This is a genomic window from Roseivirga echinicomitans (genome assembly GCF_001592935.1).
GTDB lineage: Bacteria > Bacteroidota > Bacteroidia > Cytophagales > Cyclobacteriaceae > Roseivirga > Roseivirga echinicomitans.
Genome location: NZ_LRDB01000001.1, coordinates 376,033 through 392,081 on the forward strand (window position 1 = coordinate 376,033; position 16,049 = coordinate 392,081).

The following is a 16,049-nucleotide window of genomic DNA, read 5'->3' on the forward strand; positions in this document are numbered from 1 at the left end:
ATCCTTTTGACCAGAAATTCCATACGACCCTTCAACTGACCATTAATAACGATAAAAGGACGGAAATAATACTTTGAAACTACAGTTTCTTTAAAAGAATAGCCGCCCAGTTTTTCCTTTCGGTTGAATTCAACTTTTCGAAACCATTTGCAGCAGTACACTCCAGAATATCGGCCTCATCGTGGGTATAAAACCCACTTAAGAATAAATGACCACCTGATTTTGTAAGCTTCGCATAGTGTTCCATTTCAGCCAAAAGCACATTTTTATTGATGTTGGCATAAAGAATATCGAAAGGCGCATCAAAAGTAAATTCATCGATGGTGCCCAGCAAAACATCTTTTGGCTCAATTGCATTCAAGGCAAAGTTCTCTCTGGCGTTATCAATGCACCAATCGTCAATGTCGGTGGCCGATACTTCCGAGGCCCCAAGTTTTGACGCCATAATGGCTAAAATTCCTGTGCCAGCACCGACATCCAAGACCGTTTTGCCCTGATGGTCTAGTGTCATTTCTAGTGCCAACATTTGGTGAGTGGTTTCGTGGTGCCCTGTGCCGAAAGACATCTGTGGGTGGATGATGATTTCATGCTTAAAGCCCGGCTTCGATTCATGAAAAGTAGCACGCACAAAAATGTCGGTACCGACTTCAATCGGATCGTAATTCTTTTCCCACTCTTCGTTCCAATTTTGCTTTTCAATTTTATTCAACTCGTACCAAATGCGGGTTTGCTTTCGGTAATTGTTGAAAAGCTGCTGCAAAGCAGGGTGACTAAAAACATCTTCCGAAATATATGCGTCAAAACCCACCTCGGTTTCAACGAAGGTATCAAAGTCCAATTCGCCCATTTCGGCAATTAGTATCTCACTAAATGGCTGATCGCAATGGACTTTGATTTCTATGTAATTCATTGGTTTCAATTAAAATGACTTAGCAATTTCTACAAAGTCTCTGGCTTTTAAAGATGCTCCGCCAATTAGGCCGCCATCAACATCAGGCTGAGCGAATAGTTCTTTTGCATTGTCTGGCTTGGCACTTCCTCCGTAAAGAATAGAGACCTCATCTGCTACTTCTTGCCCAAATTGACCCGCTAAGAAATCACGCATCGATTTGTGCATGTCTTGTGCTTGTTGCGATGAGGCTGTTTTTCCAGTCCCAATTGCCCAAATCGGTTCGTAGGCAATTACAACTTTCTGAATTTCATCTTCTGTGAGGTGGAAAAGGCTTTCCGTAAGTTGATTACATACATAACTCACTTCCTTGCCAGATTCTCTGATTTCAAGCGATTCGCCACAGCAGAAAATTGGAGTTAACCCCATTTCTAAAGCCAAATCTACTCGCTTCGCAAGTTGATCGTTTGTTTCATTATGGTATTCTCTTCTTTCGCTATGGCCAAGAATAACATATTCTGCACCTACAGATTTAATCATTTCGGCTGAAATATCGCCTGTATAAGCGCCAGCAGTGTGTTCACTCATGTTTTGAGCACCTACAAAAACCTTATCGCTTTCTTGGGCATTTTTTGCTACTTGGGCCAGGTGAATAAATGGAGAGCACATAATGACGATGACGTCATCATTCAGTTCGTCATTCACAATGTTTACCACTTCAGATGCCAGTGTAAGGCCATCGCTGAAGTTTTTGTTCATTTTCCAGTTACCTGCAACAATCTTTTTTCTCATTATCGGTTTGTTGTGTTTTGCCCAAAGATAATTCATTCTAACTTAGTTCGATGGCTTTTCAATACGAAGAACACAAACCAAAGCGATTAGACCCTAAAGTGGCCAAGCTCAAAGCGGCCGATTTTTGCGCTTATCAGGAGCGTTCGCAGCAAGAGGTGCGCGACAAGCTGTATGGCTATGGCCTTCACCATGATGAAGTTGAGGAAATTTTATCCGACCTAATTACCGATAATTATATCAATGAAGAGCGTTTTGCAAAAGCCTATGTTGGGGGAAAATTTAGAATCAAGGGCTGGGGCAAACGTAAGATTTTGCAAGGGCTGAAGCAGCATCGCATCTCTGATTACTGCATGAAAAAAGGGTTTATGGAAATTGACCCCGATGATTATTACGCCACCCTCATGCGTCATGCAGAAAAAAAATTACCGACCATTAAAGCCGAAAACCAATATACCGTGCGTGGCAAACTGACGCAACACTTGGTAATGAAAGGTTTCGAAGGCGATTTGATCCGGGATGTAATTGAGGAGCTGCTCAATTCAACAGCTCCATAATTATCACGCTTAGTTTCTCTCCCAGAAAAAAGGAGGCTCAATATTCAAAGTACGGAGGTAAACATATCCTTGGCCTCTGTGGTGAATTTCGTTATCAATGCAATAAAAAATCAGGGCATGGTTGGTGCCTTCATATTGACCAAAAGCATTTTCAACTTCTTGAAAACGCTCAAGTTTGATATGAGGAAATAACTCATTCAATTTTTCCGTTGACTCGTCCCAAAGTTTGAGAAGTCCCGCTTTGGTGGTTGGTTTTTCTTCGGCCTCAGATTCGCCAAAGGATTTCCATTTCCCAGTGATAATTCCCACTACGCTGGGCACAGCCATGTGGATCATTTCTAAGGCCAATTCAGAAAATGGACGCATTCCGCCTACTGAATAACTAAAAAGTTTGTCTTCTGGGAAAGCCTCAATCACTCTGCGGGTAAGGTTGCGGTGTCCTTGCCATTGGGTTAATAAGTCGTTTGGGCTGATGACTACTGGTGCTAATGTTTCGTTTTTCATATCGTGCGATTTAAGATTATGGTATAAACTTAAAGTGCACTAGTGACAACCCTATGTCAGTAGGTTTTTGGTAAATGAAATTCTTTTGGATTTAGGCTTAGCTGAGAAGCAGACACGGTCTGACCTTCGGTACCGACCGGTTGGTCACACTAGGCGCTTTTCTAAGGTCGGCACCGAAGGTCAGACCTCTATATCAATTAACTTACCTCATAATCGTTCTGAAGGTCAAATTCACCCTTGGGGTATTTACTTTTTTGGTGGGGGGTAAGCGATGAAGCCAATGGCTTTGCGTAGTATCTTTCATAACCAAGAGGCTGCCGTGTTCTAAGAAAATATCAATCTTCTCTTTGGTTTCTTTGTGCTTAAAAGCGAATTTTCTTTCGGCTCCAAAACTAACAGAGGCGATGGCTCCATTTTTCTTCAAGTCCTTTTCGCCATCACTGTGCCAGGCCATTCCTTCTTCTCCAGAATGGTATAAATTGAGCAAACAAGAATTGAATTTTTCACCCGTTTTTTCTTCTACCAAAGCTTTTAAGCTTAGTAGTTCAGGCGTCCAAAGCAGGGCTTTTTTGGTGACGTTGGAATAACTGTATTCGTAAGGTTGATCTGCATACCAAGCCACTTTGCGCTTGGTAATAAAATGCTTGCCAAAAATGACAGCCTCATCATTTCGCCATTCAATAACATCGAAGAGTTTTCGGAAATAGAAATTCGCTTCTTCCTCGGAAACTAGTTTTCCATAATAGTTAACCGTACCGTCTTTGGGTAGCCAGTTTTTGGTTTCGTCTATTTCTTCAGGGAACAGATTCATTCTCGTGGTTACGTTTTAAAAATCAGCTTTAATTTATTATTTCCCATTTCCCCCTTGTGCCTCCCGTACGCTTTATTTTACCTTCTTCCTTAAGTTTTTCTAAATGGTATTTAATTCCGTCTTCTGTAATATTACCGATGGCCAGCGCCAATTTGTACCTGCTTAATGATGGATCCTTGCTAAGCAAATCCAGTATCATTTGGGTAGTCATTTGGGTAGTCATTTGGGTAGTCATTTGGGTAGTCCCTTTTAAGGGAATCACGGTACTAAAAACATCCCCTTCTATAAATTCAGGTATTGCCCCGGTAGTATAAATGCCACAATACTTAAATGTATTGCGAACTCCTGAACCCAATTCATCCACCATTCCAATTTCTTTGAAGAATTTGGCGATTAGCGGGTTCTTAGGGTAAGGAGAAAAATTGAGCGGGTCAATAGCGCCATTATTATGAGGTCGATTCCAGTTCTCAACCACTACTCTATCTTTTTCGATAATCAACTTTGCAGGGAAGGGGTTAATATATTCTCTGTGAATAATCAGATTACCGATTACCTCGCGAAAAATCCTATCTCTCAAACTTATGCGTTGCTCTCCCTCTTGAAAAAATTTATCTGGTAAATGCTTCCTAACAAAATCCGTTAACCTAGTGTAAGCATCTAAGAGGTTTGTCCGAATGTCATCTCGATCATCATAGCGATCTGTATTTTCCACCCTCAGCAAAGCATCAATTCTAAAATGAGGCAGAACACTTTGAATTACTTCATCCTTACCAAAAAGAAGTACAGCAGCCAGGGTAAACCCGCTGTTCCCTTTAAAATGATCCATTCTAAATAGGCCTGCTGAGCGCAACAGGTCTTCATCCGTCATATTTTGCCAAGGATGGTTAGCCCTTTCATTTTTAGCTAACCTTCTCACTTTTTCAAATAAGTCTGGACGAAAATCATCAAGTTCAATAAACGGATAAATGCGATTTTCGGAATAGGTGGTTTGTTTTCTAAGATAAAGCTGTGTTACCTGTTCCGTTTGTCGCGTAATGTCGAAATCACCATCTCTGTTTCTATCAAAAATCTTTCCGTTGGTACTGTGAACCTGAGAGCTCTCTGGGACAACAACATAAATTATCTTTTTGCCTTCTACTTCAATCAATTCGGTCGACAAATAATATGGAGGGTTAAGTTTTTGAGGGTTGTTGGCGTTATTCACCAAATTGCTAGCAATATCCTCTAAGCAAGAATCCATGATGCCTTCAACAGTACCATCATTTCTAATTCCTAGGAATAGATGTCCTCCCTTTCGATTCAAGAAAGCACAAACAGATTCAAATACATCTCTGTTAAGCTCAAACTGTGAGGTTTTGAACTCAACTTCAATATTCTCTCCGTTATTAAGAAACTCTTGAAGTCTTTCTGTGGTCATTCGGGGTATTTATATTCCTTAAAGACTAAAGTAACGCTATTCATCTGAATTTGAAACAAGCGCAGACCTCCTTGTAGATTGAGTAAATCCGTTCTTGGTTTCGTCTATTTCTCTACTGAACAATTCCATTTTTCCAGTTTTGATATTAGGTTCTCATACAATGCCCACAGGGGCGAAAGCCATACAATTTAGCTTCATCCAGCGAATAGAAAAATACTCTGTTTTCCTTTTTCATCCTTTTTCCAGAACCACAGTTTAAGGTGCCGTAAATTTTCAGTTTTCTATTGCCAGCCCAGCGTATTTCTCTTTGCCTTATTTTACCATATAATTCTGAATTGCTGATTTCAATATGTTGGATCATACTTCAACTGATAGCATCATGAAAGATGACCCCTAACGTATGCCTTTCTCCGCTTTGTACTTCGCTTACTCCGTGTTTCATATTGACACGATAATAACCCTTGCTGCCTTTCACAGGTCTAAAGTTAGTCGTGAAAATAAGTAAGTCTCCTTTGTTTGGCTTTAACACTATGGCTTTTGATTGTGCACGTGGTGTTTGTTGCGTCAACACAAATTCTCCTCCTGTAAAGTCTACCTCTGGTTGGTTTAAAAACAGCACGGCTTGAATCGGAAAATATACTTCACCGTACAAATCTTGATGCAGTGTGTTAAAGCCACCCTTTCCATATTTCAAAATTAATGGGGTAGGTTGAAGTTGACCGCTATTATGACAAAGTGATTGTAAATCATCAAACGAATCAGGAAACTGTTTTTCGATATTCAGTACCTTCATCCAAAGGTTAGCAATAGGGGCAAGTTTTGGGTATAATTCTTCTCTAATGGTTTGAATAACTGATGGCAGCGGATAGTTAAAGTATTTGTATTCCCCCAAACCAAACCTGTAACGTTCCATCACTACCGTTTTACGGTAAATGGGTCGATTATAGTTTTCAATTAATTCGGAACAGGTATTTTCTAAAATGAAATTCGGAATAAGCGCAAAGCCTTTGGAGTGCATTTCTTCTGTCACATTCGACCAGCTGGTCTCTGCAATTTTTGCTTCTATACTTTCCATGGCCTTTTAAACTGCGGTGTCTATTTTTGCTGCCTCCCAACCAATGATAGCAGTTTTTCGAGTTGGCCCCCACATATAGCCACCTACTGTTCCGGTGGCTTGAATTACCCTGTGACAAGGAATCAAAAAAGCGACAGGGTTACTTCCTATAGCGGTACCCACGGCCCTGGAAGCTTTCGGCTTTTCAATTTTGGCCGCCACATTGCCATAGGTTGAGAGTTGGCCCAAAGGAATATTCAAAAGGGCTTTCCAGACTTTTAGCTGGAAGTCAGTGCCTTTGAGGTGCAATTTGATTTTATCAAGTTGCTGCCAATCGTGAGTGAAAATGTACAGCGCATTTTGCTGCATCATATCTACTACCTGATTTAACTTGGCATTGGGAAAATGGCTTTTAAAGGTGTTGAAGGCAGCTGTTTCATTTTCTGAAAAAGCCATATAACAAATTCCTTTTGGGGTAGAAGCCACCAAAATATTTCCGAAAGGGCTTTCGGCAAAACTGTAATTAATGGTGAGGCTTTCTCCTCCATTTTTGAATTCGCCCGGGGTCATTCCTTCAATCTGAACAAACAGATCGTGGAGACGGCCTGTGCCAGACAAGCCTGTTTCATAAGCTGCATCAAACAAAGTGGATTGCTTTTCTTTGAGCACCTGCTTGGCGTGTTCTACACTAATGTATTGCAAGAATTTCTTTGGACTTACTCCAGCCCATTCAGTAAACATACGCTGGAAATGAAAAGGGCTAAGGTTTACCTTTTCTGCGAGCTCTTCTAAGGTAGGCTGCGCTTTGAAGTTAAGCTTCAAATAATCAATGGCCTTCGCAACCCGCTCGTAATTAATTTGGCTTTGTTCGTTCATGATTTAGGGTTTCAATTAGAACAAAGGTTGCCTAATTGCCTAATGAGTAAAACCCGAAACTTGCGGGATTCTATTCTTTAATCGCGACTTGGCCCTTCAGAAGAATTACCACTTTTGCTTTTTACGCCTTCAATCTCGATTCCTTTGTTCACAAAATCATAGGCAGAGTGTACAAAAAACACGGTTCCGTTAAGCATGGCAATTGGCGTTTTAAGGATATCCGGATGACGCTTTACAATCTTCATCATTTCTTCATTCGAAAAATTCTGGGCCTTAATTTCATTTAAAAAAGTGTCCGAAGTTTTATCGATTAAATCGAGAATTTGCAAACCCATGTCATTTGCTACTTGGGTCAGCTGTGTTTCTGTCAGTGGGTTTTTGTCAATGTTCCTTTCGTTCACTTTGTATTTCTGAATAGAACTTGCATAGCCCAGCACTTTTGCATCATGGGCTTTTCTCCCATTAAAAATAAAAAGAATTTCGTTTTCCTGTGGTCTCATAAAGAATGGGTAAAAAGTGAACTAAAGGGTAGATAAAGTTTGGAGCAGTGACAGAAATACAGCACTGCTCCATGATCTATATATAGAGTAATGCCTATCGCCTACTGGTGACTCCTCTTAATAGAGAAACAACAAGCAATACCACGAAAATGAAGAATACAATTTTAGCTAGAGAAGCAGCGCCAGCAGCAATGCCTCCAAAGCCTAAAATACCGGCAACTATGGCTATAATTAAGAATGTGATTGTCCAACGTAACATATCTGTGGGGTTTAAGTGATTAATTGATTCACCCCTAGATATGGGAAAACTATGCCAAGCCGATTTATTCCAAATAATCAGCGTTTTTAGTAAATTTAATGAGACGTTAAGACCCAGCTTGTGGAGATGTTTCCACAACAAGTTGTTTAAATTGAAGGACTTAGGAATGCAATTAGATCAAGCCAAACCCTTCACCCATAAAAAGGCATACCTCACGGCCAAAAGTAACATGATTGGAAGTAGAGCAATAGAAAACACCTGAAGCTGGAAAACCCAAATAAAGGTCATTCCTATAAGCATAATAAAGAGTAAGCGAACATATACCCGTGTCCACCCTGGAGCTCTTCTCTTGGCTACATAAAAGGCTACAATGAGATTAGGCGCAAATGCCCAAAGTAAATTTAAGTTTTTAACCGTGGCGGTATGGTCAGTAGCAAACCAAAGCAAGGCTACCATTACCCCAACTAAACCTGTAACGAACAAAATGGTGAAATCTAAGTACCTAGCCCTTGTATTATTAGCGGTATCCTTATAGGTGAAAACCACCACAATAATCATTAGGAACGAAAAGATCATCCAAGGTGAAATTGTTTCTTGAGGTGTTTCATAGTAATCTGATTCGAAAAGCATGTTTGTTGACTTCACTACTGGAACTTCTTCCCCGTCTCTTGTGATCGTAGCATTGGCATAAGCCTTCATTATGTAATCAGGTAAAAACATATGCTCTTCTGGCGTGGCATTAACATCAATGACTGACCCTAAGGCAATGTCAATCCCAAAATCCCACCAAGGAAAGTTGAAAGTGTTTTCTTGAATCAGGTCACGAAAGGTCTTTTCTTCTGTGAGGTGATCGTTGTTGAATTTGAGTTTGTCCCCTAAAACATTGCTCACCACATCGCGCAACTTGGTGGCGCAGTTATCATAGAAGAAATCGTATAAATAGTAAGCGTTTTCAGGAATGGCGTTGTTCTCTATAAACTCAAATATTTGCTGTTTTTCAGCGTGATTAAGGCTCAAAACTTGTTCGGTTACCCAGCGGTTTTGGGCTTGATAATTCCCCAAAAAACGTTTGAAATCCTGAATTGACAGTTTATAGTTTAACTTACCCTGAGCAAACTTTACGTAGAAACCGTCTTCGAAAGAATCAAATGTTCCATAGTTATAGACCCTATCAAAACTTAAATACGGATCTTGAATTCGAATAGCACCGTGACCAAAGCTGTCATACAAATTTGCCCCTGGGCCAATGGTGATGATACTGATTTCAGCTTGGCCAGACAAGGCTGGAAATTGAGCCTTCGCGCTAAAAACAAAAAGGAGTAAACTGAAAAAAAGTACAAACCGCTTCATTCGTAATATGATTGTGTTGTACGAAGATAAAGAGACTTATTTGATTAAAAACCTTTAAGGGTTTTGAAAGTGAACTTTGCCAACCTAATTTGACGCTATGAACAGAAATTTCACAGATGGGATGAATTACGCGTCAAAACTGACCCTCCTTCGATTGTGGAATATGTTCCAATTGGTGGGAAGTTATTGGCTTTCTAAAATCACGAAAAGGGCAAACCATTCGGGAATGCCAATCAGCATCAGCTTAGAACCTACCACTTCTTGCAACTTACGTTGCCCCGAATGCCCTAGCGGAATTCGCAGTTTTTCTCGAGACACAGGAATGCTGACAGACGAAATTTTCCAAAAAACCATTGACGAACTGGCGCCTCGGCTTACCTATCTTATTTTCTACTTTCAAGGTGAACCTTACTTAAACACCAGCTTTTTAAACCATGTAAAGTATGCTTCAACAAAGAAAATCTATACAGCCACTTCGACCAATGCCCATTACCTCCACGATAAAAATGCTAAGGCGACAGTTGAGTCTGGTTTAGATCGACTTATTATTTCCATTGATGGCACCACGCAGGAAACCTATGAGCAATACCGAATTGGCGGGAAGCTGAAAAAGGTAATTGAGGGCACAAAAAACATTATCCGTTGGAAGAAAGAACTGAAGAGTAAAACCCCCCATGTCATTTTTCAATATTTGGTGGTAAAGCCAAATCAGCATCAGTTAGACGATGTTCAAAAACTAGCCACAGCGTTGGGTGTGGACGAAGTCGCTTTCAAAACGGCTCAGATCTATGATTACGAAAACGGTTCGGAACTGATTCCAACCATAGAAAAATATGCGCGTTACCGCCAAAAAGCGAATGGAAAATGGGAGATAAAAAACCGATTGCTCAACCATTGTTGGAAAATGTGGCACTCCTGCGTAATCACTTGGGACGGAAAAGTAGTGCCTTGCTGTTTCGATAAAGATGCACATTATCAACTGGGCAGTATGCAGGCCCAAAGTTTTCAGCAAGTTTGGAAAGGAAAAGCCTATCAGAGTTTCCGTCAGTCGCTTATTAAATCGAGAAGTGAAATTGAAATGTGTAAGAATTGTTCTGAAGGAACGAGGGTTTGGGCTTAGTTCTTTAGGTGATCTGGCATTTTAAACTCTATTTTCTTCACCTCTTTAGAAATATCACAAGAGCCACAGCCTTTCGGACAGCCTTTGTCGGATTTATATTGATGATAAAAGTGCCTCCCAATAAAGAGTACCGCTATTAAAAACACTATGCCCACTACTAACTCTTGCATTTCGCTGAACTTTTGAAAGGTTAACCCAAAACTCGCTGGCGAAGTTCGGTTTTATTTAGAATTATTCCAAATAAAGCCCGTTTAGTCGATTAAAACTCTAGATCCTTCGTACCTCAGGAAAAAAAAAGGCTTTGTCACTTCAGGTTTACTGATTTTAGCTAAAGCTTTACCATTCATTGCTTAAAACCAATGCTCTTGAATTAACTGCTGCATGGCGGGTTGCACTTCGTTTCCAGCAATGATTTGCCTTCCGAAAATATAGTCATCGCCTCCTTTGAAATCGCTCACCATTCCACCTGCTTCTTTCACAATTAAGGCCCCTGCTGCTACATCCCAAGGTTGCAAGTTGTACTCGAAAAACCCTTCGAAACGACCACAAGCGGTATAGGCCAAATCTACTGCCGCACTGCCCATTCTGCGTAAGCCATGGGTAGATTTCATGAACTCATCAAGAATCACCAAATACTGCGACATCTGCTCAAAGTTGTAATAAGGAAAGCCCGTAGCCAATAATGACTTGTCCAAAGTTTTTATGGGAGAAACTGTAATAGGGAAGTGATTCAAGAATGCGCCTTGCCCTTTTACGGCATGAAAACATTCATCCCGGTTGATCTCATATACAACACCCATGGTCAATTCATTGCGTTTCATCAAAGCAATAGACACTGCGTAGACAGGAATGCCATGTGCAAAGTTGGTGGTGCCATCCAACGGATCAACAATCCAATTATAGGTGTCTGATTTTTTAGTGGAAGTACCTTCTTCAGCAATAAAACCAGCACCTGGAAGAATCTTGCTCAAGCCTGCAACAATTCGCTTTTCAGCCTCTTTGTCTACATAGGAAACAAGGTCGTTTTTACCTTTGTATTCGATTTTTGAATGATCAAATTTTCTGGATTCTTGCCGAATGAATTCACCGGTTTCTTTGGCAAGCACGATGACATCTTGAAGTAGTTGCTGCATGTTCTATTTTCTTAACCCTACAAATATAAGGGTTTCAAAATGCAGACTTTATGAAATTCTGTTTAGTATTCAAGCAAAAGCCACAAGTCAACAGCTTAATTCCAAACCGTAGTTTGTAGCCAAGTAATAGCATCCTTTACATAAGGTACGTAGTTGCACGGCTCGTAATGCCCAAGCCCAGTTGCCTCCACAAAGGTAATGTCGCTCCCTGCGGAAATAGACCCGTCCACCCATGCTTTAGTGGTTTCTATTGGGAATAACTGATCTTCTGAGCCATGTATTACATAAAGCGGAACATTGATTTTCCGGAAAGAGCCATCTTGGTTACGCGTGCTATATGAGCTGGCCATGGCAATCCCAGCAGAGAATAATTGAGGTGCGTTATCAGTAAAAAGCCAAGTTGCATTTCCTCCATTGCTGTAGCCCATGGCCACCACTTTATTTGGGTCTACCGACAGGTAGTCTTTGGCCAAACTAATCAACCCTTGAATCTGAATTTGATTGTTTTGATCATACCATTGTTCTTGCCCTGCATTGGGTATTATCATAAATGCGTTGAGGCCTTCCAACCCTTCTTCTAAATAGCAATCGTATGAAGTTTGATGTGCACTGGCAGCGCCACCCGATTCACCATGCATGTCTATAAATAATGGCGCGGTTTCGCCTGTCTCCAATTCTGGCACCACCAGCCTAAAATTCCAGAAAACATTGGCTGCTACCTCAATAGAATGATCTTTAACCCCAGGCGAAAAATCGAGTTGACTGAAAGACAATTGAACATCTTCCCATGTAATTGGGTCTGGACCATCGTCTCCTCCGCCACCACAGCTAAGAACAAATATTGAAAAAAAGAGAATTGCTAAAAATGACCTGTTCTTGAGTTTCATACCCTTGAAAATTAGATGCTAAAAATGACCTTATTTTGATTAAATATAGAATTTTTAAATCAATAAGGACCGATGGAATAAAAACAACCAAGCCTAGAAATCCCCTTAACTGTCGAAACTATTGGCTTGGAATACAGTATAATTTTGTGAAAAATAATGCTCAACTTATAATGTTTGAAGCATTTTAATGCCTTCTTTAGAAGAACAATTCCTTATTGAACGCTTTTAATTAAATGAACAGAATTACCCTAAGTAGATACGTTTTCTTTATACTAGGTTTGATTTTTTCACAAGAGCTTTCCGCTCAGGCTTTATCAAACGCAGAGCAATACTATGCTTGGAATGTAAAGAGCACAGTGGTTTATGCCGAAACAAATACGGAATCCGAAGTTTTAGATAGCCTGGCTTTTGGAACGGAGGTTTTCATTAAAGATACTTCATACCCTAAGATCATTAGAGACTTTCAGGTCGAATCAGATCAAAATCAAATTGATTATTCCCTGAAAGGCCATTGGGTTAAAATAGTTGCTGGAGATGTTGAAGGCTATGTATTTGACGGTGAACTTTCCAAAAGATTACCATTGAAATTGACTGAAAACAAGCGACCAGAAAGAGAAGATGATTATTTAGAGCGTACTTTAGGAGAGGGAGTGGTTACGGAAGAAAACGAGCCACTAGGGACTGAACCTAACATTTACTACCGTTGGATTAAAGACATTAAATTCGCTGACGGTAGTTATATTCATTGGATAAATCAAGAAGGCTGTGATATAGGAGAGTTTTTCATTAGTGGAGCCAGTATCAATCAAGTCTATTTTATGTTCACGGCATTTCTTTATGACAACAGATCACGCATCTACTTCCCAAATGCTGATATCGTTAAACTTACTAAAGTGAAGGGTACAAGGCTCGAGTTTACCGATTCCGAAGAGTCTTATTCAAATCACATCACCATCAAGGAAGACGGGAAAGTTGTCTTTGGTGGTGGCTTGTGCGGTTAAACCTCTTTGCCTACATAAGAAACTAGATAACTTCTCTATTTGTATTCAATTTTGGATGATCAAATTTCGGGATTCTTGTCTAGTCAACTCACCAGCCTCCTTGGTAAGGAAAATGACATCTTGAAGTAGTTACCGCCTTGAATTATATGAATGGAATCTATATGGAGGATAATAAATGAGTAATTTCAAGAATACATTCACAAGCCATGAACTACCTTCTCAGTTTTCTCGTATTCTCAATACTTTGCTCATGTCAGCCAAAAGAGCTGCCCAAAAACGAGGTGATCATTATGGGGATGATCCACGGTGGACACAGCACCAACCCTAATTATAACATTGAAGTCGTAAAACAACTTATTCGTGAGATTGACCCGGACTTTATTCTAACAGAATTACCTCCTGACCGATACCCTGTAGCACGTAAAGAGTTCGATGAACTAGACACCATTATGGAGTCGAGGGTACGTGTTTTTCCTGAGTATGTAGATGCTGTTTTTCCTTTGACCCGAGAAATGGATTTCGAAATTATTCCTACTGCAGGATGGACCAAACCCATGAATGACTTTAGAAATAAAAGGCTGCGTGAAATTCAGGCCGATACGGCTTGGACTGAGCGATGGGCAGAATACCAAGCAGCTGGCAGAAAATCCAGCGAAGCATTGAAAGCCGCAGGAGACTCAAACGACCCCTATTTCATTAATTCTGATGCATATGATGCTGCCAACGAAATTCGGTACGAGGCTTATAACCGCATTCTTAATGATGAATTGCTCTTGGGCGGTTGGGACAACATTAACATAGCTCATTACTGGAACATTGAAAAAGCACTGAACGAGCACAAGAATGAGGGAAAACGATTTTTAATAACTTACGGTGCAGGCCATAAAGGTTGGTTTTTACGTGAGCTTCACAAACGTGATGACATTAAAATTATTGAGATGAAGCCTTATTTAGACAAGGTGCTAAAAGACAAAGCCAGCAAGTGACTCACTGAGCAAATACTTAATAGAATCTAACTCCTTATTAAAGAAGAACTTTTGATTGACTTCGATTTCGATGCCTGAGTAACTTTTAACCCCAAACTTCTTGCGTAAAGTGGTGGTAAAACCATCGTCAGTACCTTTGTAGGGTTCGTTCAGGTCGATGGTAAGCAAGGGCGCTAACCCCCGAAGTTTCTCGGTCAATTCCAGCGCAATCTTGTTTTCCAACCTTCTTTTGGGGTCGAAGAGAATACCGATATCGGTAGGGCGTTTTTTGCCTTCCCAAACAGGCGTAAACGAGTGTATGGAAAAATGAGCTACTTCCTTTTTGTCCTCTGTTTCTCTTTTAATCCAATCGGTTACTGCATTTCGGTAAGGGCGATAGTATTTATTCAGCAGAAACTGCTTTACCGAAGGCTCTAGGTCAATCGTGAATTCACTAAAGAGATGAGGGTGGTTTAAAGACCTATTCACCTCTACCAATAAACGCGAAGTGGGGTGCAGAAAAACAGGGGCGGCCAATTCAATTCCAAGGTAGCTGGCAAGAATAGCAGCACCAGGGTCCCAACCCCGGTGCGACTCCAACGCCTCTTTCCCTCTTTTAAATAAATATTTATAATTCTCAGGCAATTCGTTGCCTGCATGTTCGCAGGTAATTAGAATGCTCCTTCCAGACATGGATCAAACATTTGGTTGTTTTCCAAACAGTCAGTCAATTCACGATACACCATTTTTAAATTGCTGTGCTCGTAGTTGTCGTTGGTGCTGGCCAAAATTCTACTGGCCAAAGTGCCTTGATCTAGAATTTTATGAATTTGCTCGTACCAAGGTTCAAGCCTTTCAGGATACATCACATGTAAATTGATCAGCATTTTTCTCCAGAAATCACCAGCGGTTACTTCCTCATAAGGGTTAAAACCAAAGGCTTTTAGATATTCCTTGTCGTTGATTACAGTGTTTTCACCATGCCGAATTACTCCCTTGAAAATGGCTTGTAAATCCGTGGTTTTAAACTCATGCTGCACTTCTGTAGTCATGATTTTTTCCTCCGTAAGCATTTGCAAAAAGACAATGACCAAGTTGGCAATGGCCAAATCCGCAGCAGGGCATTCTTGAATATCAATGATCCTGATTTCAATCGCTCCACGATCGAAACGAGCAATTGCACCACGAGAATTCAACCAAATCGGGTCTAAAATTCCATCTGGATCATGCGGAGCAATGTCTTGTTCAATTTGGCTGTAAATGTACTTTCTGTAAGTCCTCTTTGAGAAAATAGCTTCCGGAATCACCTTCCCCGTAAGGGAAGGAATGATCTTTTGGTTGTTCTGGTAGTAATCCAAACGCTTGTCTAAAAAGTTGGTAAACTTACCCCCAATAATAGGCGAACTGGCCGATAAGGCTGGCAGCAAAGGCAATATCAAACGAATGGCGCCATGAAGTTTTGAGAACTCCTCATCGTCATAAAAGGGCAAGTTAATGTGCGTGCTTTGCAAGTTGCTCCAGCCATGACCTTTGCAGTTGAAAATCCTGTCGTAGGCAGCATAAATTTCACCATTGTCATGCGTCCAACGGAAGGATTCATTTTCAGGATCCATCCAAGGATGCGCAGCCGTTGGCATTAATCGCGCATGAAAAGTGCTCAAGAGCTCATTCATTTGCTCAATGGCTTCTTGAAAATCTACGCCCAATTGCACCAAGTCTTTGGTTGGGTAAGAGCATTTAAGTTCTAGCACGTGCAAAGCCAATTCGTTGGACCATGTTACTGGCCCCATGTTTATTTCTCCGGTATATTCTCCGGTCAAAGATTTGAACACCTCGTCTGCGATTGGCTTCACATTGAGGGTTTCTATATCCACAATCATGTATTCCAGCTCTATTCCAAATGCTTCGAATAGATGCAGGCGGTTCGTGTTGCTCAT

At 40.7% G+C, this 16,049-nt stretch carries 20 protein-coding genes; 4 read left to right on the top strand and 16 right to left on the bottom strand.

Annotated elements, in window-relative coordinates; translation table 11 throughout:
* Positions 1–79: 79 nt before the first annotated feature.
* Complete coding sequence (gene prmA, locus AWN68_RS01685; RefSeq protein ID WP_068410538.1) at positions 80–910, bottom strand: 50S ribosomal protein L11 methyltransferase; 831 nt, start codon at positions 908–910, stop codon at positions 80–82.
* 9 nt (positions 911–919) lie between these two features.
* On the bottom strand, positions 920–1,681 hold the full coding sequence (gene tpiA / locus AWN68_RS01690; RefSeq protein ID WP_068410541.1) for a triose-phosphate isomerase: 762 nt from the start codon (positions 1,679–1,681) through the stop codon (positions 920–922).
* 50 nt (positions 1,682–1,731) lie between these two features.
* Here tpiA and AWN68_RS01695 point away from each other — a divergent pair, with 50 nt between their 5' ends.
* Entirely contained in the window at positions 1,732–2,235 is a 504-nt protein-coding gene (locus AWN68_RS01695) for a regulatory protein RecX (RefSeq protein WP_068410544.1), read from the top strand.
* Positions 2,236–2,244: 9 nt separating this feature from the next.
* On the opposite strand, the gene AWN68_RS01700 is transcribed toward AWN68_RS01695, so the two are convergent.
* From AWN68_RS01700 to AWN68_RS01740, 9 genes are all read right to left on the bottom strand, one after another.
* Positions 2,245–2,739, bottom strand: a complete 495-nt coding sequence (locus AWN68_RS01700) for a DinB family protein (protein ID WP_068410547.1) — start codon at positions 2,737–2,739, stop codon at positions 2,245–2,247.
* Between the two features lie 202 nt (positions 2,740–2,941).
* Positions 2,942–3,550: an alpha-ketoglutarate-dependent dioxygenase AlkB family protein gene (locus tag AWN68_RS01705; RefSeq protein WP_068410550.1), complete on the bottom strand. Its 609-nt coding sequence runs from the start codon at positions 3,548–3,550 to the stop codon at positions 2,942–2,944.
* A gap of 28 nt (positions 3,551–3,578) precedes the next feature.
* On the bottom strand, positions 3,579–4,967 hold the full coding sequence (locus tag AWN68_RS01710; protein WP_084362721.1) for an RNA-binding domain-containing protein: 1,389 nt from the start codon (positions 4,965–4,967) through the stop codon (positions 3,579–3,581).
* 145 nt (positions 4,968–5,112) lie between these two features.
* Positions 5,113–5,328 carry an Ada metal-binding domain-containing protein gene (locus AWN68_RS19210; RefSeq protein WP_068410553.1) on the bottom strand — a complete coding sequence of 72 codons (216 nt, stop codon included), beginning with the start codon at positions 5,326–5,328 and terminating at the stop codon, positions 5,113–5,115.
* 3 nt (positions 5,329–5,331) lie between these two features.
* On the bottom strand, positions 5,332–6,042 hold the full coding sequence (locus tag AWN68_RS01720) for a 2OG-Fe(II) oxygenase (protein ID WP_068410556.1): 711 nt from the start codon (positions 6,040–6,042) through the stop codon (positions 5,332–5,334).
* A 6-nt stretch (positions 6,043–6,048) separates the two neighbouring features.
* A complete protein-coding gene (locus tag AWN68_RS01725) occupies positions 6,049–6,897 on the bottom strand; it encodes a bifunctional helix-turn-helix domain-containing protein/methylated-DNA--[protein]-cysteine S-methyltransferase (protein ID WP_068410558.1) in 849 nt (282 codons plus the stop codon).
* 77 nt (positions 6,898–6,974) lie between these two features.
* The gene (locus tag AWN68_RS01730) at positions 6,975–7,397 is read right to left on the bottom strand and encodes an arsenate reductase family protein (protein ID WP_068410561.1); all 423 of its coding nucleotides are present in this window, start codon (positions 7,395–7,397) and stop codon (positions 6,975–6,977) included.
* 94 nt (positions 7,398–7,491) lie between these two features.
* Positions 7,492–7,656, bottom strand: coding sequence for a DUF1328 family protein (locus tag AWN68_RS18705; protein WP_084362746.1), 165 nt, complete (start codon positions 7,654–7,656; stop codon positions 7,492–7,494).
* A 177-nt stretch (positions 7,657–7,833) separates the two neighbouring features.
* Complete coding sequence (locus tag AWN68_RS01740) at positions 7,834–9,006, bottom strand: lipoprotein N-acyltransferase Lnb domain-containing protein (protein WP_068410567.1); 1,173 nt, start codon at positions 9,004–9,006, stop codon at positions 7,834–7,836.
* 97 nt (positions 9,007–9,103) lie between these two features.
* Here AWN68_RS01740 and AWN68_RS01745 point away from each other — a divergent pair, with 97 nt between their 5' ends.
* Positions 9,104–10,126 carry an SPASM domain-containing protein gene (locus tag AWN68_RS01745; RefSeq protein WP_068410570.1) on the top strand — a complete coding sequence of 341 codons (1,023 nt, stop codon included), beginning with the start codon at positions 9,104–9,106 and terminating at the stop codon, positions 10,124–10,126.
* On the opposite strand, the gene AWN68_RS18710 is transcribed toward AWN68_RS01745, so the two are convergent.
* The 3 genes from AWN68_RS18710 to AWN68_RS01755 all read right to left on the bottom strand — a co-directional run bounded on the left by AWN68_RS18710 (position 10,123) and on the right by AWN68_RS01755 (position 12,146).
* Positions 10,123–10,296: a FeoB-associated Cys-rich membrane protein gene (locus AWN68_RS18710; protein ID WP_084362722.1), complete on the bottom strand. Its 174-nt coding sequence runs from the start codon at positions 10,294–10,296 to the stop codon at positions 10,123–10,125. The two genes, AWN68_RS01745 and AWN68_RS18710, sit on opposite strands and share 4 nt — an antisense overlap.
* A gap of 180 nt (positions 10,297–10,476) precedes the next feature.
* The gene (locus AWN68_RS01750; protein WP_068410573.1) at positions 10,477–11,259 is read right to left on the bottom strand and encodes an inositol monophosphatase family protein; all 783 of its coding nucleotides are present in this window, start codon (positions 11,257–11,259) and stop codon (positions 10,477–10,479) included.
* A 95-nt stretch (positions 11,260–11,354) separates the two neighbouring features.
* Positions 11,355–12,146, bottom strand: a complete 792-nt coding sequence (locus AWN68_RS01755) for a prolyl oligopeptidase family serine peptidase (RefSeq protein ID WP_068410576.1) — start codon at positions 12,144–12,146, stop codon at positions 11,355–11,357.
* Between the two features lie 233 nt (positions 12,147–12,379).
* On the opposite strand from AWN68_RS01755, the gene AWN68_RS01760 reads away from it, so the two are divergent.
* Both AWN68_RS01760 and AWN68_RS01765 read left to right on the top strand, forming a co-directional pair.
* Entirely contained in the window at positions 12,380–13,147 is a 768-nt protein-coding gene (locus AWN68_RS01760) for a hypothetical protein (protein WP_068410580.1), read from the top strand.
* Between the two features lie 206 nt (positions 13,148–13,353).
* Positions 13,354–14,133 (top strand): hypothetical protein, encoded by a 780-nt coding sequence (locus AWN68_RS01765; RefSeq protein WP_068410583.1) that lies wholly within the window; start codon positions 13,354–13,356, stop codon positions 14,131–14,133.
* On the opposite strand, the gene AWN68_RS01770 is transcribed toward AWN68_RS01765, so the two are convergent.
* Both AWN68_RS01770 and AWN68_RS01775 read right to left on the bottom strand, forming a co-directional pair.
* The gene (locus AWN68_RS01770) at positions 14,110–14,805 is read right to left on the bottom strand and encodes an N-formylglutamate amidohydrolase (protein ID WP_068410585.1); all 696 of its coding nucleotides are present in this window, start codon (positions 14,803–14,805) and stop codon (positions 14,110–14,112) included. The genes AWN68_RS01765 and AWN68_RS01770 overlap by 24 nt on opposite strands.
* Positions 14,784–16,049, bottom strand: coding sequence for a carboxylate-amine ligase (locus AWN68_RS01775; RefSeq protein ID WP_068410589.1), 1,266 nt, complete (start codon positions 16,047–16,049; stop codon positions 14,784–14,786). The genes AWN68_RS01770 and AWN68_RS01775 overlap by 22 nt, the downstream gene beginning before the upstream one ends.